General features: G+C 38.2%; 22 protein-coding genes and 1 pseudogene. 21 read left to right on the top strand and 2 right to left on the bottom strand.

The window, feature by feature from the left end; translation table 11 throughout:
* Positions 1-11 precede the first annotated feature (11 nt).
* Both AC1DFT_RS12180 and AC1DFT_RS12175 read left to right on the top strand, forming a co-directional pair.
* Positions 12-1,724: a GMC family oxidoreductase gene (locus AC1DFT_RS12180; protein WP_478159021.1), complete on the top strand. Its 1,713-nt coding sequence runs from the start codon at positions 12-14 to the stop codon at positions 1,722-1,724.
* Positions 1,724-1,819 (top strand): annotated as a pseudogene (locus AC1DFT_RS12175) (TlpA family protein disulfide reductase); the annotation flags it as partial. The gene AC1DFT_RS12180 and the pseudogene AC1DFT_RS12175, both read left to right, overlap by 1 nt.
* A gap of 100 nt (positions 1,820-1,919) precedes the next feature.
* On the opposite strand, the gene AC1DFT_RS12170 reads toward AC1DFT_RS12175, so the two are convergent.
* Both AC1DFT_RS12170 and AC1DFT_RS12165 read right to left on the bottom strand, forming a co-directional pair.
* Entirely contained in the window at positions 1,920-3,185 is a 1,266-nt protein-coding gene (locus AC1DFT_RS12170) for a TRAP transporter large permease (RefSeq protein ID WP_478159020.1), read from the bottom strand.
* Positions 3,173-3,670 carry a TRAP transporter small permease gene (locus AC1DFT_RS12165; RefSeq protein WP_478159019.1) on the bottom strand — a complete coding sequence of 166 codons (498 nt, stop codon included), beginning with the start codon at positions 3,668-3,670 and terminating at the stop codon, positions 3,173-3,175. Before AC1DFT_RS12165 ends, AC1DFT_RS12170 begins: the two co-directional genes overlap by 13 nt.
* Before the next feature lie 341 nt (positions 3,671-4,011).
* On the opposite strand from AC1DFT_RS12165, the gene AC1DFT_RS12160 reads away from it, so the two are divergent.
* From AC1DFT_RS12160 to AC1DFT_RS12070, 19 genes are all read left to right on the top strand, one after another.
* A complete protein-coding gene (locus AC1DFT_RS12160) occupies positions 4,012-5,040 on the top strand; it encodes a DctP family TRAP transporter solute-binding subunit (protein WP_478159018.1) in 1,029 nt (342 codons plus the stop codon).
* Between the two features lie 45 nt (positions 5,041-5,085).
* On the top strand, positions 5,086-6,429 hold the full coding sequence (locus AC1DFT_RS12155) for an MmgE/PrpD family protein (RefSeq protein WP_478159017.1): 1,344 nt from the start codon (positions 5,086-5,088) through the stop codon (positions 6,427-6,429).
* Positions 6,430-6,449: 20 nt separating this feature from the next.
* Positions 6,450-6,839 (top strand): 4-carboxymuconolactone decarboxylase, encoded by a 390-nt coding sequence (pcaC, locus tag AC1DFT_RS12150; RefSeq protein ID WP_478159016.1) that lies wholly within the window; start codon positions 6,450-6,452, stop codon positions 6,837-6,839.
* A 60-nt stretch (positions 6,840-6,899) separates the two neighbouring features.
* Complete coding sequence (locus AC1DFT_RS12145) at positions 6,900-7,826, top strand: hydroxymethylglutaryl-CoA lyase (RefSeq protein ID WP_478159015.1); 927 nt, start codon at positions 6,900-6,902, stop codon at positions 7,824-7,826.
* 21 nt (positions 7,827-7,847) lie between these two features.
* Positions 7,848-8,642: an enoyl-CoA hydratase/isomerase family protein gene (locus AC1DFT_RS12140; RefSeq protein ID WP_478159014.1), complete on the top strand. Its 795-nt coding sequence runs from the start codon at positions 7,848-7,850 to the stop codon at positions 8,640-8,642.
* A 32-nt stretch (positions 8,643-8,674) separates the two neighbouring features.
* Positions 8,675-9,835 carry an acyl-CoA dehydrogenase family protein gene (locus tag AC1DFT_RS12135; RefSeq protein WP_478159013.1) on the top strand — a complete coding sequence of 387 codons (1,161 nt, stop codon included), beginning with the start codon at positions 8,675-8,677 and terminating at the stop codon, positions 9,833-9,835.
* 64 nt (positions 9,836-9,899) lie between these two features.
* Positions 9,900-11,267 carry an MmgE/PrpD family protein gene (locus AC1DFT_RS12130; RefSeq protein ID WP_478159012.1) on the top strand — a complete coding sequence of 456 codons (1,368 nt, stop codon included), beginning with the start codon at positions 9,900-9,902 and terminating at the stop codon, positions 11,265-11,267.
* A gap of 50 nt (positions 11,268-11,317) precedes the next feature.
* Entirely contained in the window at positions 11,318-11,842 is a 525-nt protein-coding gene (locus tag AC1DFT_RS12125) for a PaaI family thioesterase (protein WP_478159011.1), read from the top strand.
* 244 nt (positions 11,843-12,086) lie between these two features.
* Complete coding sequence (locus tag AC1DFT_RS12120) at positions 12,087-12,932, top strand: fumarate hydratase (protein WP_478159010.1); 846 nt, start codon at positions 12,087-12,089, stop codon at positions 12,930-12,932.
* Between the two features lie 12 nt (positions 12,933-12,944).
* On the top strand, positions 12,945-13,493 hold the full coding sequence (locus AC1DFT_RS12115; RefSeq protein WP_478159009.1) for a Fe-S-containing hydro-lyase: 549 nt from the start codon (positions 12,945-12,947) through the stop codon (positions 13,491-13,493).
* 45 nt (positions 13,494-13,538) lie between these two features.
* On the top strand, positions 13,539-14,447 hold the full coding sequence (locus AC1DFT_RS12110; protein ID WP_478159008.1) for an NAD(P)-dependent oxidoreductase: 909 nt from the start codon (positions 13,539-13,541) through the stop codon (positions 14,445-14,447).
* 9 nt (positions 14,448-14,456) lie between these two features.
* Complete coding sequence (locus tag AC1DFT_RS12105) at positions 14,457-15,122, top strand: GntR family transcriptional regulator (protein WP_478159007.1); 666 nt, start codon at positions 14,457-14,459, stop codon at positions 15,120-15,122.
* 31 nt (positions 15,123-15,153) lie between these two features.
* Positions 15,154-16,245 carry a tartrate dehydrogenase gene (locus tag AC1DFT_RS12100; protein WP_478159006.1) on the top strand — a complete coding sequence of 364 codons (1,092 nt, stop codon included), beginning with the start codon at positions 15,154-15,156 and terminating at the stop codon, positions 16,243-16,245.
* A 37-nt stretch (positions 16,246-16,282) separates the two neighbouring features.
* The gene (locus AC1DFT_RS12095; RefSeq protein WP_478159005.1) at positions 16,283-17,131 is read left to right on the top strand and encodes an HpcH/HpaI aldolase/citrate lyase family protein; all 849 of its coding nucleotides are present in this window, start codon (positions 16,283-16,285) and stop codon (positions 17,129-17,131) included.
* Between the two features lie 95 nt (positions 17,132-17,226).
* The gene (locus AC1DFT_RS12090) at positions 17,227-17,919 is read left to right on the top strand and encodes a methyltransferase (RefSeq protein WP_478159004.1); all 693 of its coding nucleotides are present in this window, start codon (positions 17,227-17,229) and stop codon (positions 17,917-17,919) included.
* A 40-nt stretch (positions 17,920-17,959) separates the two neighbouring features.
* Positions 17,960-19,381: an SLC13 family permease gene (locus AC1DFT_RS12085; protein ID WP_478159003.1), complete on the top strand. Its 1,422-nt coding sequence runs from the start codon at positions 17,960-17,962 to the stop codon at positions 19,379-19,381.
* A 218-nt stretch (positions 19,382-19,599) separates the two neighbouring features.
* Positions 19,600-20,781 (top strand): CaiB/BaiF CoA transferase family protein, encoded by a 1,182-nt coding sequence (locus AC1DFT_RS12080; RefSeq protein WP_478159002.1) that lies wholly within the window; start codon positions 19,600-19,602, stop codon positions 20,779-20,781.
* 24 nt (positions 20,782-20,805) lie between these two features.
* Entirely contained in the window at positions 20,806-21,507 is a 702-nt protein-coding gene (locus tag AC1DFT_RS12075; RefSeq protein WP_478159001.1) for a gamma-glutamyl-gamma-aminobutyrate hydrolase family protein, read from the top strand.
* 152 nt (positions 21,508-21,659) lie between these two features.
* Positions 21,660-22,643, top strand: coding sequence for a M23 family metallopeptidase (locus tag AC1DFT_RS12070; RefSeq protein WP_478159092.1), 984 nt, complete (start codon positions 21,660-21,662; stop codon positions 22,641-22,643).
* Positions 22,644-22,747: the final 104 nt, after the last annotated feature.

Here is a 22,747-nt window from a genome sequence, read left to right as displayed (position 1 = left end):
GGGTACTACAAATGGCTACTACTTTACCAAAAGTGGATGTTGTAACAGTTGGATTAGGATGGACAGGCGGTGTCGTTGCCGCTGAATGTGCAAAAGCAGGATTAAAGGTTGTTGGGTTAGAGAGAGGGGAAGCACGAAATACTGAAGATTATTTGAAAGTTCATGACGAATATAGATATGCAGTAAGATATGAGTTAATGCAAAATCTATCAAAAGAAACAATCACTATTCGAAATCATCGTAAAATGCCTGCGTTACCAATGCGTCAGATGGGTTCGTTTTTACTTGGTGAAGGACTTGGTGGTTCATTAACGCATTGGAATGGCCATTCTTGGAGATTCCTACCTTATGATTTTCAAATTAAAACGATGACAGATGAAAAATATGGCCCCAATAAATTATCAAAAGATTATTTGCTGCAAGACTGGGGAGTCACTTATGATGAGTTAGAACCATATTTTTATAAATATGAACAAACGCTTGGAATTTCTGGTGAGGATACAAATCCTTTTTGGGGAAAACGATCACAACCATTCCCAACACCACCGATGAAAAAGACGCCGATATTAAAGAAATTTGAATCCGCAACACAAAAGTTGGGTTATCATCCTTTTATGTTGCCTTCCGCAAATTTGTCTGAACCTTATACAAACCCCGATGGTGCAGCGATAAATAGCTGTCAATATTGTGGTTTTTGTGAGCGTTTCGGCTGTGAATATGGTGCAAAGAGTTCACCTGAAATAACCGTAATACCAACAGCGGAAAAGACTGGAAACTTTGAAATGCGTTTCCGTGCAAATGTCGTGGAAGTGATGAAAAATGGAAATAAAGTAACTGGCGTCAAATACTTAGATACACTTTCAGGTGAAGAATTTATCCAACCCGCAGAAGTAGTAGTGTTAACAAGCTATGTGATGAATAATGCTAAACTTCTTATGGTATCTAAAATTGGAGAGCAATATGATCCAGCAACTGGCAAGGGAACGCTTGGAAAAAATTATTGTTATCAAATTCTTCCAGGAGCAAATGGATATTTTGAAGAACAGATGAATACGTTTATGGGTGCAGGGGCACTTGGAATGACGATTGATGATTTTAATGGAGATAATTTCGACCATAGTAATTTAGATTTTATTCATGGGGGCAGTATTTCCATTACTCAAACAGGGTACAGACCGATTGAAACCAATGCAATCCCACGTGATACTCCTACATGGGGAGCCGAATTCAAAAAGAACTCTATTCATAATTTTACACGTACTTTGTCAGTTGGAACACAGGGGGCATCAATGCCTCATAAGGAGAATTTCCTTTCTTTAGATAGTAATTATAAAGACGCTTATGGAATACCACTTCTCCAAATGACTTATAATTTTACGGATCAAGATAAAGCATTGCACAAATATATAACAGAAGTAACAGCAAATATTATGAAGGAAATGGGTGCAAAAACGGTTGAAGGGAAAAACCCAATTACCGACTATGATATTGTCGGCTATCAAACGACCCATAATACTGGTGGAACCATTATGGGATCCAGTCCTGATAACAGTGTCGTAAATAATTATTTGCAACATTGGGATGCAGAGAATCTATTTGTTATAGGAGCAGGAAACTTTGCGCATAATGGCGGCTATAATCCAACGGGAACAGTAGGGGCCTTAGCTTACCGAAGTGTAGAAGGTATTATTAAATACAGTAAAACAGGTGGTTCACTAGTTTAAAACTTCGCCATTTCCAAGCAGGTGGAAGCGGCATGAAAATGCCTGAAAAACGCGTAAACCAAGTATTAGACGAAATGCGTAACGCAGCAGCATAATGTTTAAAAGTGGAAAGCCAAGAACATGGATGTAAAATCCATCTAGTTCTTGGCTTTTTTGTGTTACAGAATTGTTACGGGTGCCTGGCACCTGTAACAATTACTTGGTAAGAATTAAGGAAATTTGAGGGAAAATGATAATAAGCACAAGTACGATCGCGAATATGGCGAAAAATGGTATTACTCCTTTGATTACTCGATCGACTTTTTCCTCGGCGATGGCACTGACGACGAACAAATTGAGTCCGACAGGTGGTGTAATCATACCAAGCTCCATGTTAACTACCATGATGATTGCAAAATGGATTACGTTAATATCCAATGCAGTAATGATTGGCAATAAAATTGGAAGTGTAATAAGTATGATGGCAGTTGGCTCTAAGAACATTCCAAGGATAAAAAATAAAATACTAATGATAATTAAAAACGTCCATTTATTAAACCCGCTATCACTTACCCAAGTAGCAAACTCTTGTGGAATTTGTTCTGTTGTTAAAAACATTCCTAGTATTAGGGCAGCGGCAATAATTAAAAAGATCATCGATGTTGTCGTAATAGATTCTGTTACAATTTGTTTAAATTTAGACCAATCTAATTCTCGGTAAATAAAAATAGATACAATAATAGAGTATAAACAAGCTAAAAAGGATGCTTCCGTTGGGGTTACAATCCCACTATAAATTGCCCCTAATATAAGGACAGGCATGATTAATCCCCATACCGCTTTTAAAGTAGGTCTCCACCGTTCGTTTACAGGCACTTTTTCCAATCCACCATAGCCTTTTCGATGCGCTACGATCACTGCATACACCATTAGTGCCAAGCCAAGTAATATTCCTGGCAAAATACCTGCTGAAAATAATTTTCCTGTGGATTCTTCCGAAACAGAACTGTAAAGAATAAGTGGGATAGAAGGAGGAATTAAAATTCCAAGTGTCCCAGCTGCCGCTACTAATCCCATTGCGTAATTCTTCTCATATCCAGCTTTAACCATCATCGGGATCATAATAGCTCCGATTGCTGCTGCAGTAGCGGGGCTCGATCCAGAGATTGCAGCAAAAATCATACATGTAAGAACAGCAACGACCGACAGACCGCCCTTAGTATGACCTACCCAAGTTTTAATACACTCGATTAAATATTTGGAAATACCGCCTTTAGCCATGATGAGACCAGCGAATACAAAGCCTGGAATGGCCATTAGTGTAGTACTATTCACCCCAGTAAACATTTTTTGGATGACCGTGTTAAGCGAGAAGTCTACCAAAAAAAGACCAGTAATACTAGATACTACTAAACTTATTGCAATAGGGACTCTTAAAAAGGCTAATACAAACAACAAACCTATGACGATTATTGCTGCCATTCTAAATCACCTCCGCTAGTCACATCTTCTTTTTTCACGAAAAATCTATATGCTTTCTCACAGAAACGAATAAATAACAAAGCTCCGGCGATTGGCATGATCAAGTAGTTAATCCAAATAGGGAAACCAAGATCAATCGTTTTAATAGCTTGTGCATGCGCTACTAAAACCATCTCTAAGCCTGTCCAAAAGATAAATATACTAAAGCCTATCCCAATAATAAAAGTAATGATTTGGCAGAAACTTCTCATCTTTGGACCTGATTTGTCATAAAGAATTTCAATGGCAATATGCTTATCATCTTTTAAAGCTGTAGAGAATCCTATGAAAATAGCCCATACAAGAAGCATCGTATAAACTTCTGTTGCCCAACTTTGAGAGGACCCAACGACGTATCTCATAAAGACTGAATAGAGACTAACACAAATGCCTACAAGGAATAAAAAACCAGATAAAGCGCTTTCAATAAAATTTAAAACTTTCAATAAAATTCCTCCTTTTATCAATTTCGTATTTCGGATACAGGATTACAAACTAAATAGTAATATACGAACATTTAAAAAACAATACTTTAATGCAGAATATACTAAATATTTTAATTTTTCTTTACATTGTTTTTTTGTTGTGATAATTTGTTATTTGAGTTGTATCCAATAAACAAGATTCATAACATGTTAGACAACTCCTATTTAATCTTCATAAAAGTCAATAAGAAAGTGTGGTGTGTGGAAGTAAAATGGAATTGCTTTTTTGAAAGCCTTTTCACTAGTTATGATGTAAAACTCGAATTTATTATTTTTTTATTAAAAATTTAAGGGGGATTTTTGTGAAAAAGTTATCTATCTTTCTATTATTGATCATATCCATATTTGTTCTAGGAGCTTGCCAAAGTGATGAAAAAGTTGCAGTGTCTGGGGAAAGTAGCGACGGTGTTCAAGATTTAAAGATTAAATTTTCCCATGTTGTAGCGGAAAATACTCCAAAGCATCAAGGTGCACTAGCTATGAAAGAATACATTGAAAAAGAATCAGATGGCAAGATTAAAGTAGAAATCTATCCAAACAGTTCCCTTTTTGGAGATCAAGATGAATATCAAAATCTAGTAGCAAATAATATTCAGTTTATCGCACCGGACTTAACCAAATTCGTTGGAAACAATCCACAATTTAATGTTCCTGCACTTCCATTTGCCTTTGCGGATGACGAAGAAGCAATTGCATTTTGGGATGGAGAAAAAGGGCAAGAAGTATTAGGTAGTCTTAAAGGAGATGGTGTTCTTGGATTATCTATGTGGCCAAATGGTGGAAAACATTTAACGAATGGTAAACATGCCATTAGTAGCCCAGCAGATTTAAAKGGGTTAAAATTCCGTACGCAAGGTGGTCAAGTATTAGAATCTTTGTATACGGCACTTGGGGCGGGTTCTGAGTCTATTCCTTTTGGAGAATTATACACAGCACTTGATCAAGGGGTAGTAGACGGACAAGAGAACACATTTAGTAATATTGAATCTAAAAAGTTTGATGAAGTTCAAAAATATATGACAATTATGAACCATACACGTGTGGACTATGCCGTATTCACGAACACGAAGTTTTGGGACAGTATGAACGAAGCGACAAAAGCAATTGTAGAAGGAGGACTAGCAGCAGGTACTGAGGTGGCACGTGCTGAAGCAAAAAGTCTAAATGAAAAAGCGCTTGAAACGATTAAAGAAAGAGGAAATGTGGAGATTGTAGAATTAACACCGGAGCAAATTGAAGAATTTAGAAAAGTGTTAGAGCCTATTTATGCAGAATATGAGGAAGAAATAGGTGCGGATGTAATTGAAGCAGCAAGAAATGCAGGAAATTAAATAAATCTTTCCGCAAATAGGAAAGTGTAAAAAGGTGGAATAAAAATGGTGACGAAAACTTTAGTAGATCATTGTTTATCGACTTCCTATGAAGAAATTCCACAAGAAGTAATACTTCATGGGAAGAGAAGTTTGTTAAATTGGATGGGTGTAGCTGTTGGGGCCTCTACCCACCCTTCTATTGATATATTGCTCGAATTAACAAATGACTTACAATCTGCACAACAAGTCTCCATTTTTGGAAGGGAAGAAAAGGTTGATTTATTAATGGCGGCATTAATAAATGGAACATCATCCCACATTTTTGATTATGATGACACTCACTTAGATACGATTCATCATCCCAGTGGTCCAGTTGCTCCAGTAGTTTTTGCTTTAGGGGAGCATTTGGGCTTAAGTGGAAAAGAAATCGTACATGCATTTATTTTAGGATGCGAAGCAGAATTAAGAATCGCTAATGCGGTTTATCCAAGTCATTATCAACTTGGATGGCATATTACGAGTTCAACTGGCGTATTCGGTGCTGCTATTGCAGCGGGAATTCTTCTAAAGTTGGACCGGGAACAATTCCTATGGGCATTAGGAATTGCAGGAACGCAATCTTCTGGTTTAAGAGAAGTATTTGGAACGATGACGAAGCCATTCCATCCAGGAAAAGCCGCGCAAAATGGATTGCTTGCTGCATTACTAGCTAAAAAAGGATTTACAAGCTCTGAACAGATTTTGGAAGCTAAGCGGGGGTTTGCAAATGTACTGGCACCAGCGCATGACTTGGAAAAAGTGAATATCAATTGGGGCCAAGACTGGGAACTATTGAAGAATAGTTTTAAACCGTATGCTTGTGGCATTGTGCTACATCCTTCGATTGATGCGTGTCTTTATTTACAGAAATTAGTTTCACCTGAAGACCTTCAATCTATCGAGCTAAAAGTTCATCCTTATGTACTCGAATTGACTGGAAAAGAAACACCTCAAACAGGTTTGGAAGGGAAATTTAGTGTATATTTCACAGCTGCCATTGCATTTTTAGAGGGCAATGCAAGTGAAAAGCAATACACAGATGAAAAAGTGAAAAATAAAAAAGTAATCGACATGCAAAAGAAAATAAGTATAAAGATAGACGAAGCGATCAAAGAAGAAGAGGTTGAAGTGACGGCCATTCTAAAAGATGGATCCCATATAAGACATAAAGTGCAGCATGCAAAAGGTAGTATCCAAAATCCAATGCTGGAAGAGGAACTATTAACAAAGTTTGGGAGCCTGGTGGAAGAAAAACTAGGCAAATCAAGCTCAGATAATATGGCAAAATTCCTTTTACATTTAGATGAGTATCCTTCCATAGACGAGTTAATATTAATGAATCAAAAACACAAATTGTTATCCAAATAAAAAGAAGCAGGTGAATTGCCGTGAACAAAGAAAAGTTTGAAAAAGGCTTAGAAATAAGACGTAGTGTACTTGGAGCAGAATATGTAGATAGTTCCATTCAAAATGCGACTGAATTTAATATGCCCATGCAAGAACTAGTAACTGAGTACTGTTGGGGAGAGGTATGGGCAAGACCAGGTTTACCAAAGAAAACGAGAAGCATGATAAATCTTGCCATGATTACCGCTTTAAATAGACCACATGAATTAAAACTCCATGTAAGAGGTGCCATTAATAACGGCTTAACCAAAGATGAAATTCAAGAAGTATTTTTACAGACAGCTATTTACTGTGGAGTACCCGCAGCAATTGATAGTTTTAGATCTGCAAAAGAAGTGTTTGATGAAATGGATAAAGAAGACAAGAAATAAAAAAATTTAATCTTTTATTTTGGATACAAAATACAAAAAGAAAAGAATAGGAGGTATTAGATGGAATTCCCTAAACATGTTCAGATCAATGAGGTTGTATTACGGGATGGCTTACAACTAGAGAAAAAAATTATTAGTATCGCAGAAAAGAAGGAGCTATTTGACCAATTAACGAAAGCCAATGTAAAAACAATCGAATTCGGATCATTTGTTCATCCAAAATTAGTACCGCAAATGGCAAATAGCGGTGATTTATATGCATTGATTACAGAAGCTCAAAAGGATTTGACATTGATAGCCTTAATCCCAAATTTAAAAGGGGCAGAAAATGCCTATGCAAATGGTGTAAAACAAGTGAACTTTGTTTTTTCTGCGAGTGAATCACATAATTTGCAAAATGTGCATAAGCGCACGGAACAATCGCTGGAGGAATTAAAAACAATCCAAGCATTTTGTAAACAAAAAAACATGCAATTAAATGTATCGATTGCCACTACATTCGGTTGTCCATTTGAAGGAGAAGTACCTAAGGAAAGAATCCATAATATTCTAAAGCAAGTTGTAGCAATGGATATTAACACGATTTCATTAGCGGATACAACTGGTATGGCAAATCCTCAGCAAGTGTACGAGTTATTAGTATATGTACAGAGCGATTTTCCAAATCAGAAATTTAATCTACATTTCCACAATACAAGAGGAATGGGACTTTCTAATATACTCGCTAGCATGCAAGCGGGTATCACTAGTTTCGATACATCGCTTGGCGGACTTGGAGGCTGTCCTTTTGCACCTGGGGCAACTGGAAATGTCTGTACAGAAGATGTCGTTCATATGTTGCATAATATGGGAATTGAAACGGGATTATCCTTAGATGAGTTGATCCTTGCTTCCAATACACTAAAGGGCATTGTAGAACACGAAACACCAAGCTATATAAGAAAAGCGGGACCTTCTAATCGGAAATATCCAGTTCCAATTATATAAAATCCCATGGAGGCAATAGGTATGCAAAAATGGCAAACTATTTTATTGAACGAAGAGTATAGTGGGGAAAATGTTTATATTCTCGAGTTAAATAGACCAGAAGCGTTGAACTCTTTAAATACATTAATGGCGATTGAACTAGTGGAATGTTTAAAGGAGTTACAAGAAAAAGAAGATTTAAGTGTATTGATCCTAACAGCTTCAGGTGAAAAAAGCTTCTGTGTTGGGGCCGATTTAAAAGAAAGAAAAGGGATGACAAACAAACAGTGGAAACAACAACATGATATTTTCGAGGAGGCGTACGGCTTACTTCGAAATTTCCCTTTTCCTGTTATTGCTGCAGTGAATGGTTTTGCACTTGGTGGCGGGATGGAAATGCTTTTGAGCTGTGACTTACGTTATGTGTCGGAGCATGTGAAGGTAGGATTACCGGAAGTGAAGTTAGGAATTATTCCTGGCGTTGGCGGAACGCAGCTTTTACCACGGGCAATTCCGGTAGGATTAGCGAAAGAGTTTTTATTTAGAGGAAACCAAATAGATGCACAAAGCGCATTAGATGCTGGGATTGTAAATGGCATATTCGCAAAAGATGAGTTGTTACTGAATACCTTGGAAATTGCAAAAGAAATTGCCAACAATGCACCACTGTCATTGAAAGCTATTAAAAAGTCGATCAATACAGGTCTTCAAACGGATATTAATACTGCTTTGTCCATCGAATTGGATCAATATTATACATGCGCAAATTCGGAAGATAGACTGGAAGGAATTTTAGCCTTCAATGAAAAAAGAAAAGCAAATTGGCAAGGAAAATAATCATTTAACGAAAAACAGGGAGGATGTTTTTAATGGTATTAAGCACAAAGGAAGATATAGATCTTATTAGAAAGAGTGTACGATCACTTTGCGAGAAATTCCCGGAAGATTACTGGAAAGAAATCGATAAAAAACAAGAATATCCGGAGAAATTTATTAAAGCACTTACAGATGAAGGTTGGCTATCTGTATTAATCCCAGAACAATACGGTGGTGCGGGTCTTGGCATGATTGAGGCAGGGATTATTCTGGAAGAAATCAATCGCTCTGGTGGTAATGCAGGTGCGGGTCATGCGCAAATGTATACAATGGGAGCAGTTTTACGTCATGGAAATGAAGAACAAAAAAATCGCTTTTTGCCGAAAATTGCAAGTGGTGAATTACGTCTGCAAGCCTTTGGTGTGACTGAGCCAACTGCTGGAAGTGATACGACTAGCATTATTACAACAGCGGAGCGCAAAGGGGATAAATACATTGTAAACGGGCAAAAAATTTGGACGTCCCGTGCAAAATACTCAGACTTAATGTTGTTACTGGCAAGAACAACACCCAAAGATCAAGTGGCTAAAAAGACGGATGGATTGAGCTTGTTTATTCTAGATATGCAAGATCAAAAGGATCGAATTACCATTCAAGAAATCGATACAATGATTAACCACGCAACGACGGAAGTATTCTTTGAAAATGTCGAGATCCCAGTAGAAAACTTAATCGGCGAAGAAGGAAAAGGGTTCCGTTATGTGTTAAGTGGAATGAATGCAGAACGAATTTTAATCGCTTCTGAAAGTGTTGGAGATGGTTTATATTTCGTTGATAAATCAGTGAAATATGCCAATGAGCGAGAAGTTTTTGGCAGACCAATTGGGCAAAACCAAGGCGTTCAGTTTCCAATTTCTCGTTCATACATGGAAATCGAAGCGGCTAAGTTAATGCGAGATAAAGCAGCGAAAATGTTTGATGCAAATGAAGTATGTGGTGCAGAAGCAAATATGGCCAAATATTTAGCTTCCGAAGCAACATGGAAAGCGGCAAATGCGGCGATGGATACATTTGGTGGTTATGGATTTGCTTCTGAATACCATATCGAGCGTAAGTTTAGAGAAGCGCGCTTATTTATCGTTGCTCCTGTAACGAATAATCTTGTCGTTAGCTATGTTGCTCAGCATATTTTAGGACTTCCTAGATCTTTTTAAGGTGACAAGGTCCTTGTATGTACAAGGACCTATTTCCATTTATTTCATAAAGGAGTGGTGAGAAATGGACTTAAGTAGAGAGTTAGCAAAATACAGTCATGAACTAAGCTATGAAAAACTGCCTCCAGAAGTTGTGGAGTTTACAAAGCTATGTATTTTGGATTACTTTGGGTCAGCAATCGCGGGTTCTGATAAAGTACCGATCCAGATGATTAGTGAACTAGTAAACGAAATGGGTGGTTTGGAACAGGCTAGTCTATTCACTGGAGGTAAATCATCTGTTGTAAATGCAGCACTATTGAACGGTGCAGCAAGTCATATTGTTGAACTGGATGACATCCATAAAGGATCTATAATCCACGCGGCTACAGTTGTCATTCCCGCTGCTCTTGCCGTAGCGCAATGGAAAAAGCTATCAGGAAAAGAGTTAATAACAGCAATTGTAATTGGCTATGAAGTTTGTTTTAGAATTGGAGAAGCAGTTTCCCCGTCCCATTACTATTATTGGCATAATACTGCAACATGCGGAACATTTGGTGCGGCAATTGCTGTAGCTAAATTACTGCATTTAACAGAAGAAGAAATGGTTTTTGCATTAGGGAATGCAGGCACTCAAGCAGCCGGACTGTGGGAATTTATCGTAGATGGTGCAATGACCAAACAACTACATGCTGGAAAAGCTGCAATGAACGGTGTGATTGCAGCACTTTTAGCGCAAAAAGGTTTCACTGGTCCGAAGAAAATTTTGGAAGGGAATCGAGGATTTTTTAAAGCAATGAGTGAACAATATGATGCATCCAAAATAAGGGATGGTTTGGGAAAAGAATTTAAGATTCTAGAAAATTCCTTTAAAATTCATGCGTCCTGCCGCCATACACATCATGCCATTGATTTATTAATCGAGATTTTTCAGGAACGCAAACCAACCCTTGATGAAATTGAATCCATTACGGTTAAATCATATAAAGCAGCCATTGATATAACGGATAATGATGATCCAACAACCGAGTATGCAGCTAAATTCAGTTTACAATTTTGTTCCGCTTTAGCCATTTTAACAGGTAGCGCAGGTTTAGCTGATTTTAATGAATCTAATTTATCGGATAGTCAAATTCGACAGCTATTAAAAAAGGTAAATGTAAGTATTGATCCACAAATCAATGCAAACTATCCGGAACAATGGGGAGCTACAGTGGAAGTTGTTTTCGCAAATGGAGAAACCATTCATAAACAATCTGATTTTCCAAAAGGCGATCCAGAAAACGCTGTTACTGCAGAAGAACTAATCGAAAAGTTTACAAATATGGTTGGAGAATTTCCAAACAAAAACGAAATGATTAACCACTTATTAGAACTCGAGCTACTAGAAAATACGGAGGATCTAATGACCAGTCTTCCATATAGTAAGCAGGATAAGGTGAAACTTCATTAAGTTGGGATATTACAGCTCCGTTGAGGCGCGATAAAGAGGGAGAAATAATGATGGAAGCTAATAGAAATGAACAACTACAAGTTATACAAAACACACTAGAAAGCCTATCGCAAAATGAGTTGACTCAAGTAATCTATTTGCTGTCTCTTTATCAAGCCTCCACTACTGAGCAGCAAACGACGGATATCCCGATGCATTTGTTAGGAAAGTTTCTCGGTATCAAACAAAAAGAAGATGGTACAACCGAAATGAAATTAGGCATCCAAAATGAGAATACATATGGAGTTGCACAAGGCGGTGCCATTTATACATTAGCGGATGTTGCTATTGGCTTTACTATTTTAAAGTCACTAGCAGAAGGAGAAAAGGTTTTCACATTAGAATTGAAGGTGAATTTCATCCGAAAAGGGCAAGGTTCTCATTTGATCGCAACGCCAACTATCCTTTATCAAGGAAATAAAACGGTCGTTACGGAATGTGATATTACCGATGAAAAAGGAATTCTAATAGCAAAAGCACTCGGTACATTTTATCTTCATTCAGCAAAAGATTCTTATCCCGATAATGTGATATGACTGTGGTTTTGTTTATTGTTCAGTGGGTGTTCAAACGCCAGCTKAACGAAGATAAAGCCTCCGGCGGATGTCATAGATTTTGAAAGGAGTTATAAGGAAGGCAGTCTAAGTTCGCGACGTCCTGTCGCAACGACTGCATGACCTACATCCTGTAGGCCTCGGGCTCGATTCAAAATCTAGACGCAATTACGCCGAGGCGTAATTGCTATTGTGCGTTAGAAAAAAGGAGAAAGTAGGATGGTATATGAAAAAGATCCATTACGAACATATCGTTGAACAAGTTGCAGAGATGTGTAAGAAATCGAATTACAATTTGGGGGAAGATGTTTATTCTGCTTTTAAACTAGCGCTACAAACTGAACAATCACCAATAGGCAAAGAAGTTATTACGCAGCTAATAGAAAATGCAGATATTGCCAAAACAGAAGGGGTTCCAATGTGCCAAGATACGGGCACGGCAGTCTTTATCGTGGAAGTAGGGCAGGACTGTCATATTGTTGGAGGAAGCTTGGTTGATGCGATTAATGAAGGGGTCAAAAAGGGATACGGTGAAGGTTATTTGCGAAACTCTATCATTTACAATCCTTTGAATCGCAAAAATACAGGAGATAATACACCAGCCATCGTTCATATCGATTTAGTGGAGGGAGACAGTATAACGATTCATATGACTGCAAAAGGTGGGGGTGCAGAAAATATGAGTGATTTGAAAATGTTAAAACCTTCAGACGGGATGGAAGGTGTGAAAAAATATATTTTATCCATTGTAAAAGAAGCCGGTCCTAATGCTTGTCCTCCGTTAGTAGTAGGTGTTGGAATTGGCGGGAACTTTGAGCGTTGCGCTTACTTAGCGAAAAAATCATTGTTTCGACCTATAGGTATTCGCCATGATGACCCAGTTGTTGCCGAGTTAGAAGAGGAACTAATGAAGGAAATCAATCGATTAGGAATCGGTCCGCAAGGGATGGGAGGAAGTACAACGGCTCTAGACGTGAAGGTAGAGGTTGAATCTTGTCATATCGCCGCATTACCAGTCGCCGTTAATCTTAACTGTCACGCCAGCCGCCATCAAACTACTATCTTAAATTAAGGAGGGCAAATTGTGCAGAAAAAAATAAATTTACCATTACAAGAAGCTGACCTTATTTTGTTAAAAGCAGGCGACCGCGTATTATTGTCGGGTGTTGTTTATACAGCTAGAGATGCCGCTCATAAACGAATGGTTGAACATGAAAAAGAAGGCATTCCTTTCCCGTTTGATCTTTCCAATCAAGTTATTTATTACGTAGGTCCAACTCCAGCAAAGCCTGGAAACGTAATAGGATCAGCTGGACCAACGACTAGCGGCAGAATGGATTTATATACGCCAACCTTACTTGAAGCGGGCTTAAAGGGAATGATCGGAAAGGGTTATCGTAGCGAAGAAGTGAAGAGGGCGATGATTAAACATAAGGCTGTCTATTTCGGTGCAGTCGGAGGCGCTGCCGCATTAATTTCTCGTTCGATTAAATCATCTGAAATAGTGGCATATGAAGATTTAGGGACAGAAGCAATTAGGAAATTAACGATTGAGAACTTTCCAGTGTTTGTCATTAATGATATTCACGGAGGAGATGTTTACGAAGAAGGAGTTGCTCAATATAGGTTATAAAGCATTCTTATCACATGATTCGGAAATAGAAAGGGACGAAAATGAATGAGAGTAGGAATAATTGGTTTAGGTAATATGGGCGGTAGGATTGCTAAAAGGTTATTAACGCAAGGTGTCGAAGTCGGAGTTTTCGATGTAAATAGAGCATTTACACAAGCACTAGTCGATTTAGGAGCAGTGGAAACAGAAAGTCCTGCTGATTTAGCATCCAACTTTCCGTATGTCATTACTGTTCTTCCAAATGTCTTTATCGTTAAGGAAATATTAACTGGGCAACAAGGTTTGATGAAAGGGTTACGACCGAACAGTCTATTAATCGATATGACTACTTCTATACCATCTGTGACAAAGGAACTGAGTGAAATGTTACAGGAGAAGGGATTACGGATGATCGATGCTCCTGTTAGCGGAGGGGTGAAGAAGGCGGAAGATGGGACATTGTCGATCATGGTTGGCGGGGAAGTTGCTGATTTTGAAGAAGTTAAACCACTTTTAGCTTTCATTGGGCAGAATATTATTCATGTTGGTGAAATAGGGGCTGGTCATACGATCAAAGCACTAAATAATATGATTTCCGCAACGACTTTAGCGGCAACGGGAGAAGCAATCGCTCTTGGGGTAAAACTAGGATTAGATCCATCTAAAATGTTGGATGTCATTAATTCCAGTACAGGAAAAAGTTTTTCCAGTGATTTTAAATTTCCAAACCAAGTGTTGACGAGAAATTTCGAAGTAGGATTTACGCTCGATTTAATGGTGAAGGATTTGAAGATTGCTATGAATATGGCAGAAGAAGAAAAAGTGCCTATGTTTATATCGAGTGCTTCCTTTCAACTATGGAAGCAAGCGTGGTCAGATGGAAAAGGTAGTCAAGATCATACAGCCATTGTCAAACATATTGAAGAAATGTTTGATGTGGAAATAAGAGAAAAAAGTATATCCACAACTAGCTAGGGGTGCGCCATGGAAAACTTCAAATTGACAGAGCAGGATAGAGCAACTCTACAATCCAAAGTAACAACCAAATTAAGAGATTTAATACTAAAAGGTGAGTTTCAGATGGGGGATCGTCTCACTCAAGAAGAATGGGCTCAAAAACTAGGGGTGAGCAGAATGCCTCTTCGTGAAGCATTGAGGCAGCTTGAAGTAGAAGGACTAGTTCGCATTGAACCAAGAAGAGGTGCCATCGTTACTCCGGTCTCCATTGAAGACATTGAAGAAATTTATCAGCTTAGACAGATGCTAGAAGGAGAAGTAGCAGTACAATCCCTTCCTTTTTTAGAGGAAGAGGATATTAAAGAATTAGAAGGCTTATACGAAAAAATGCTTTTATTAAAAAGTAACGAAAGTGACATGCTTATTTATATGAAATTAAATAAGGAATTCCATCAAATTATTATAGAGGCTTGTCCGTGGAAAAGAATTAAAGGTTTTATTCAAACATTGTGGAAGGGCATTCCGCCAAATACACCTAGCTTACTTGCCAATCACTTATCGGAGGCACATGAAGAGCATCGCTTAATGTTGCAATATATTAAAGAAAAAGACGCCATAAAGTTAAGAGAAGTAACAGAAAAGCATATTAGAAGAACAAAAGAAAACCTAATAAATATGATTGGAAAGAACTGAATATAACATACAAAATGGGAGGAGATTTACAATGAAAAAAGTAGAGTTAGCTGTCATTCCTGGGGACGGAATAGGAAAAGAAGTTGTACCAGAAGCACTGCGCGTGTTAGATACAGTGGCTAACATTCACGGTGGATTAACATTCAACCATACACATTATCCATGGAGCTCTCAGTATTATGTCGAACATGGAAAAATGATGCCAGACAATGGTTTAGATTTACTAAGTCAAAGTGATGCAATCTTTTTAGGAGCGATTGGAGATCCATCTTTAGTAAAAGATCATATTTCTTTAGGCGGTCTATTATTAAAAATTCGTAGAGAATTTGAACAGGTCATCAATGTAAGACCTGCAAAACTATTAAAAGGCATGGTGTCTCCTTTATCCAATCCACAAGACTTCGATCTTTTGATTGTCCGGGAAAATAGTGAGGGAGAATATAGTAGTAGCGGTGGAAGGGTTCATAATGGGTTGGATGAAATAGTAGTGCAAAATGCTGTATTCACGAAAAAAGGTGTTTCTCGTGTGATGGAATATGCCTTTGAACTAGCTAGAAAAAGAAGTGGACATTTAACTAGCGCTACAAAATCGAATGGAATCGTCCACTCCATGCCATTTTGGGATGAAGTGTTGTCTGAAATAGCGCAAAATTTCTCGGATGTTCAGGTCCAAAACATCCATATTGATGCATTATCTGCCTTTTTCATTACAAAGCCTCAGACGATGGATGTTGTTGTAGCTAGTAATCTATTTGGAGATATTTTAAGTGATATTGGCGGGGCGATTATGGGGAGTATTGGAATAGCTCCTGCAGCGAATGTCAATTTAAATGGCAAATATCCTTCCATGTTTGAACCGGTCCACGGCTCTGCACCTGATATTTATGGAAAAGGTATTGCGAATCCAATTGGTCAAATTTGGACGGCAAAAATGATGTTGGATCATCTCGGCGAGCCAGAGATGGGTACGCTAATATTAGATGCAATTGAAAGTACACTCCATGCGGGTATTAAAACTCCTGATATTGGGGGGAATTCTACTATTACCGAAGTAACCGACGCTATTATTGCCAATATACAAGAAACAGCGAAAAGCGGTATTGGAAACAGTGTAAGAAACTAATGTATCCATTAATCAATCTAGTAAATGAGGGAAAATAATGAGTCTTGCACGCTCCTACTTATTCGTACCTGGGACAAATAGAGACATGATTAAAAAAGCAATTTCATCGGATGCAGACTGTATCATTATCGATTTAGAGGATGCCGTCGCACTAGCTGAAAAAGATAATGCAAGAGAAACAGTGAAAGAATCTTTAATAAGGTTTAGTAAAGAAAAAGAGATTTATATAAGGATTAATGATTGTGAGACATCTTTTTGGGTAGAAGATTTAATCTGCGCAGTAACAAATGGAGCAGCAGGTATAATTGTCCCTAAATCGGAAAGTGATCATGATATTAAATTTGTCTGCCAGAAAATTCGGGAGGTTTCTATTGATCTCCCACCTTCTTTCCAAGTAATCCCGTTAATTGAAACGGCAAAAGGAATTCAATTTGCATATTCCATTGCTTCTGCTGATGAAATGGTCTCGAGGATGGCATTTGGTTCCATTGATTTTTCATTGGATATAGGCTGCGAACTTTCGGCAAATGGGATGGAATTGTTATTTGCCCGTTCTCAAATTGTTATTGCCTCTAGAGCCGCTGGAATTGAAGCGCCAATAGATACGGTCTATGCGAATTTTCATCATGTTGCTGGTTTTGAGAATGAAGCGAAAATAGCTAAACAACTTGGTTTTAAAGGAAAACTCCTTATTCATCCAAAGCAAATACAAATGGCCCATCAACTTTTCTCACCTACAGAAAATGAGATTAAAGATGCAAAAGCTATTATAGAGGCATTTGAAACAGCAGAAGAAAACGGAGTGGCATCTATAACAGTAAATAATCAAATGGTAGATTACCCTGTATACAAAAAGGCCAAAAGTCTATTATTTTATACTAACTAGGGGCAGAAGAAAAAGCTATTGTAACCGATAATGGGTTTATTGATATGGCTATTTGGGATGCAGTAGCCAAAATAGAATGATAGGAGGTACGGTTGGTGACTAACAAGATGGAGTTCGATCGTGATATTGCTACTGAATATGATAAAGGAGTAAGACGGACATTACCTACCTACGACCCAATGCTCCGACTTTCCCAAACATTTCTACGTGCCAATTTAGAAGAAAATGCTTCTCTTCTAATACTTGGTGGTGGAGGTGGAAATGAATTAAAAGCGTTTGGACCTACCAATCTGGGATGGAAATTTACAGCGGTTGATCCTTCGAAGGATATGCTTGAAATTGCCAAGATGAAAGTAAATCAAATGGAAATGGACAATCGGGTTGAACTGATCCATGGAACAATAGAAGATGTTCCAATTGAGACAAGGTTTGATGCAGCGACTTGCATTCTCGTTCTTCATTTTATACCTAATATAAATGATAAATTGGCACTCTTAAAAAAAGTAAGATCCCATTTGAAGCCTGGTTCTCCATTTGTACTGGTTAGTAAATTCGGTAATCCAACTGATCCAGAGTTTCAAGAACTCGTCACTTTATGGAAAAACTATTGGCTTGATACGACAAAACTGCCAGAAGAGAAAGTCGAAGAATTAATGAAGGGTACCTTAACTGAGTTTTCTATTTCGGAAGAAAAACTGCGAGATTTACTTGAAGAAGCTGGATTCCATAGAATTGCAAACTTTTTTAAAACGAATCATTTCGGCGGGTGGATTTGTCATGCGGTGTAAAAAGTGCAATTAGGCTATAAAAAAGGATTGATAAAATGGCATGAAAATATTTACAAGTAAAGATTTTAAAACATATGCACATATTTCTTTTGCTATTGTCGGATTTCTAGCCATGTTTTTCTTATTGCCTGATACTTTCTCTCACTCCGCCAAACTGATGACTAGTATTATCACGTTTGGAATTATTTTATGGTCATTAGAGCCAATCCCTATAGGACTTACCGGATTGATCATTCTATTGCTCATGCTTATTTTTAATATTGCAGATTCGTCTGTCATTTTCAGTGGATTTGCTTCACCCGCTACTTATTTGATAGTTGCCGGTATGATGCTTGCAACCGCTGTTAATGAAACGTCTCTCATTAAGCGAATGACCTATAAAATTTTGAAAAAATGGGGAAGTAGTGCGAAAGGGTTATTAGGTAGCATTATTATTATCCAACAAATACAATCTTTCTTTATACCATCAACAGCAGTTCGCACTGCTTTAGTTGTACCGGTTTCCACAATGATTATCCAAACGGTAAAGGCGAAGCCCGGAAGTAACTTCAGAAAGATGATGATGCTCGGCGTTGCATTTGGTGGGGTTATTAGTGGATCTGCAGTGATGACTGCTGCAATTGGAAATATTTTAACCGTAGAAATTCTTAATCGTTTTGCAGGGGTGAGTATAACCTATTTTGAATGGTTTTTTTATACATTTCCATTATGGTTTATCTTGATACCTGCTATATGGATTCTCTTGTTGAAAGTATTCCCATTGCCTGAAGAGCAACAATATTTCCCTAAGATTGCAGAACAGATGCAAGTGAAATTAGAAGAACTTGGCCCAGTGAATAAACAAGAAATCATTTGTATGATCATTTTATTTTTTATCGTTGTACTTTGGCTAACGGAACCAGTTCACGGAATGCATCCAAGCATCCCTGCATTAATCGGAGTCGTGTTGATGACATTACCGAAAATAGGCATTGCCGATTGGGAAACGGTTATTAAGATCAATTACAATACGATTTTGTTATTAAGTGTGACTCTATCCATGGGGTATACATTTGTTGATTCCGGTGCAGCAAATACAATAAGTGATTATTTAAGTGTTCCTTGGTTTATGGAACTCATCCAAAATCCATTATTAGCTGTATTTATTGTTATTTTGATGGCTCAGCTATTTCATAAAATGATTTCAAATGTGTCGACTGCAGTGGTCGTGTTAGTGCCAATTATTATAAGTGTTGCACAAAATGCTGGCATTGATCCTTTAGCGATTGGTTTTGCTACTGGATTAACATGTGTTTTTGGATTTATGTTCGTAGTGGAATCCATGTCCAATTTACTTGTTCATAGTACTGGGATGATTGAACAGAGAGATTTTTTAAAGCCTGGATTTTATGCGACAATCATCGCAATAATCGCGACAGTAGTTGTTGCATCTACTTGGTGGAGATGGATTGGTTTAATTTAACTTGACTTGACTTGACTCAACAAAAAAACTGCTGGGTAGAGGAACTTTGGCTAAGATCGCCGCGTCTTGCGGCAACGCCTGAGTGACCAACATCCTATTGGCCTAAGCCTCCAGCGGATGTCACAGATTTTGAAGGGAGTTAATTGTCTAAAGCAATTCAAAATTTGGACGCAATTACTCGGAGGCGTAATTGAGTATAAGAGTAGGGAGGAAATCGTATGTTACCTTTAGAGGGGATTACAGTTGTATCACTGGAGCAAGCTGTGGCAGCGCCTTTTGCTACTAGACAACTTGCAGATTTAGGAGCACGTGTTATTAAAGTGGAAAGACCGGAAACTGGGGATTTCGCACGCAATTACGATAAGACTGTCAAAGGAATGGCCAGTCATTTCGTTTGGATCAATCGTTCAAAGGAGTCCATTACGCTTGATCTAAAACAAGCTGAAGCAAAAGAGGTTTTAGATAAATTGTTGTCTAAGGCAGATGTGTTCATACAAAACTTGGCTCCTGGGGCGGTTGATCGACTTGGGTTTAGTGCGGTCGAATTAAAAGAAAAGTATCCGCACTTAATCATTTGTGGGATTTCGGGTTATGGTTCTTCTGGACCTTATATGGATAAGAAAGCGTATGATTTACTAATTCAGTGTGAAGCAGGTTTAGTTTCTGTAACCGGAACAGAAGACACACCTTCTAAGTCAGGTATATCTATTGCAGACATTGCTGCAGGGATGTATGCCTATACGGGAATTTTAACTGCCATTATAGCTCGGAGTAAAACTGGGAAAGGTGCCATTTTGGAAGTCTCCATGTTGGAGGCGTTAGCAGAATGGATGGGATATCCTTTATATTATTCTGGGTATGGTGAGGTTGAACCAAAAAGGACAGGTGCCAGCCACGCTACTATCTATCCATATGGACCTTTTATGGCAGGAGATCAAAAGCAAGTTTTTCTTGGCATTCAAAATGAACGGGAATGGTCTCGTTTTTGTGCAGATGTACTAAAAGATAACGAGCTAGCCAGTGATAGCCGTTTTAACAATAATTCCAATCGAGTAGCCAATAAAGAATTGTTGAAGTCCATTATTGAAAAAGCCCTTGAAAAGATGGATTCCGCTCAAATAATTGCACTTCTCGAAGAAGCAAAAATAGCAAATGCAAGACTGAATACAGTAAGTGAATTAATGGACCATCCTCAACTACAAGCTCGGAATCGTTGGACGGAAGTGAAGTCTCCAGTTGGCAACATAAAGGCATTGCTACCACCAGCTACATTTGATGAAATAGGAACTGTTATGAATCCTATTCCGGATGTTGGAGAACATACAGAAGCTATTCTAAAAGAATTTGGTTTTGACTTTGACGTAATGGGCAAATGTACAGAATCCAGTGTTACCGTATAGAATAAGTCGTTTAGGAGGATTTATTTGAATCCAGTTATAGGAATATCATCGAATTTAAATGGAGAGGTGCTCTCCGTTTCTACAGCTAATATTCATGCAGTCACACGTTTTAATGGACTGCCCATTGTACTTCCCAATTTGCAAGAGGCTGGTGTGGAAGAAGTTGCGAATATGATTGACGGGCTTTTTTTAACAGGCGGTGGGGATATTGATCCGACATTGTTTGGGGAGGAGCCACATCCTCGATTGGGAAGTATTGTCCCAGAACGGGATGCGTTTGAAATACAACTTGTTCAAAAAATGTTGCAGAAGAATAAGCCGATTTTAGGAATTTGTCGAGGTGCTCAAATTTTAAGTATTGCTGCTGGTGGAGATATGTATCAGGATATTTTTGCACAATCGACGGGGGAACTTTTGCAGCATGATCAACAAGCTCCAAATTGGCATGCTTCTCATTTTGTGCATGTGACGAAAGGAACCATTTTAAGTAGTATAACCGGAGTGGAAAAGTTTAAAGTGAATAGTTTTCATCATCAAGCAGTCCGCAATATTCCGTCTGGATTTTTGGTAAGTGGAGTTGCAAGTGATGGTATTATTGAAGCTTTTGAAAGCGAAAATCATTCGTTTGTTATGGGGATACAGTGGCATCCGGAGAGCTTATTGTTGAAAGATGATTTGATTTCTTCTACGATTTTTAGATGTTTTATTGGTGCTTGTTCGAAGTAAATTTATTGGATGAAGCGACTGTTTTATAGCAGTCGTTTTTTTAATGTAACCGAGTTTTTGTTAGAAATACATATGTTATTTATTCATGAAAAAGGGTCTGCGGGGAAAGCTACACTGTATAGAAAAAGGAGGTATTTTGTTTGATTAGCTGGATGAAACTGACGTTTTCTACATGTGTTTTTGTCTTTCTTTTTTCCACGGCTGTTTTTGCTGCTGAAGAACCATCGAGGGAGCAAATTTTAGAAAAGCGAATGGAATACTATATAAAATATTCGAGTGATGTGTTGCCATGGTATTATTTGGCTGCAATCGATCAGTTTGAACGCAATATCCAGGAAGTTAGGAACGATATTCCAAAGCGTGAAGGTGTCGTTGCTATTCAGTTTTCCGACGAGTATTGGACAGGTGTACTGAATCCTTTGCGCGATGATACAAACTTAACTTCGATTGCTTTTTTTAATGGTCGTGGATTAGATGGCAATAAAGACGGAATCGCTGACCGGGAAAATGATGAGGATGTCATGAGTGCATTAACTGAATATTTAATGCAGTTCGGGGTTATGGAAAAAGGTTTTGAAAAAGCATTGAAGGAATATTATCAACGCGACGAAACCGTAAACCAAATAATGACCAACGCCGAAATTTACAAGGAATTTGAAACACTAAATTTAGATGCTCGTGCCTTTCCGCTTGGCATCAATCACAATTATAGTTACCGCAGTACATGGGGTGACTCAAGAGGGTGGGGCGGTAGACGAATGCATGAAGGTACTGACTTGTTTGCTTCTTATAGCGTTCCCGTAAAATCCACTACCTTTGGCAAAGTGGAAGTCATGGGCTGGAATGACTATGGTGGCTGGCGAATCGGCATTAGAGACGTAAATAACACCTATCATTATTATGCCCACTTATCTGGATTTACCAAGGATTTGAAAGAAGGAGATATACTCGAGCCAGGTACAATAATTGGATACGTCGGAAGTTCGGGATACGGGAAAAAAGGAACGTCTGGGAAGTTCCCACCGCATTTGCATTACGGCATGTACAAATACAATGGTCGAGTCGAATGGGCATACGACCCATTTCCTTCATTGAAAAGATGGGAACAGGAAGAAAAAAGCCGAAAAAATAAATAAAACCTAATCCAGCAGCGCAGGCGTTGCTGGATTTTTTGATTAAGGGATTGCAGAAGAATTGTTACAGTATTGTTACTGGTGCCTGGCACCAGTAACAATACTGT

The organism is Psychrobacillus sp. 05T411 (assembly GCF_056396485.1).
This window is presented reverse-complemented; position numbering and strand designations above follow the sequence as displayed.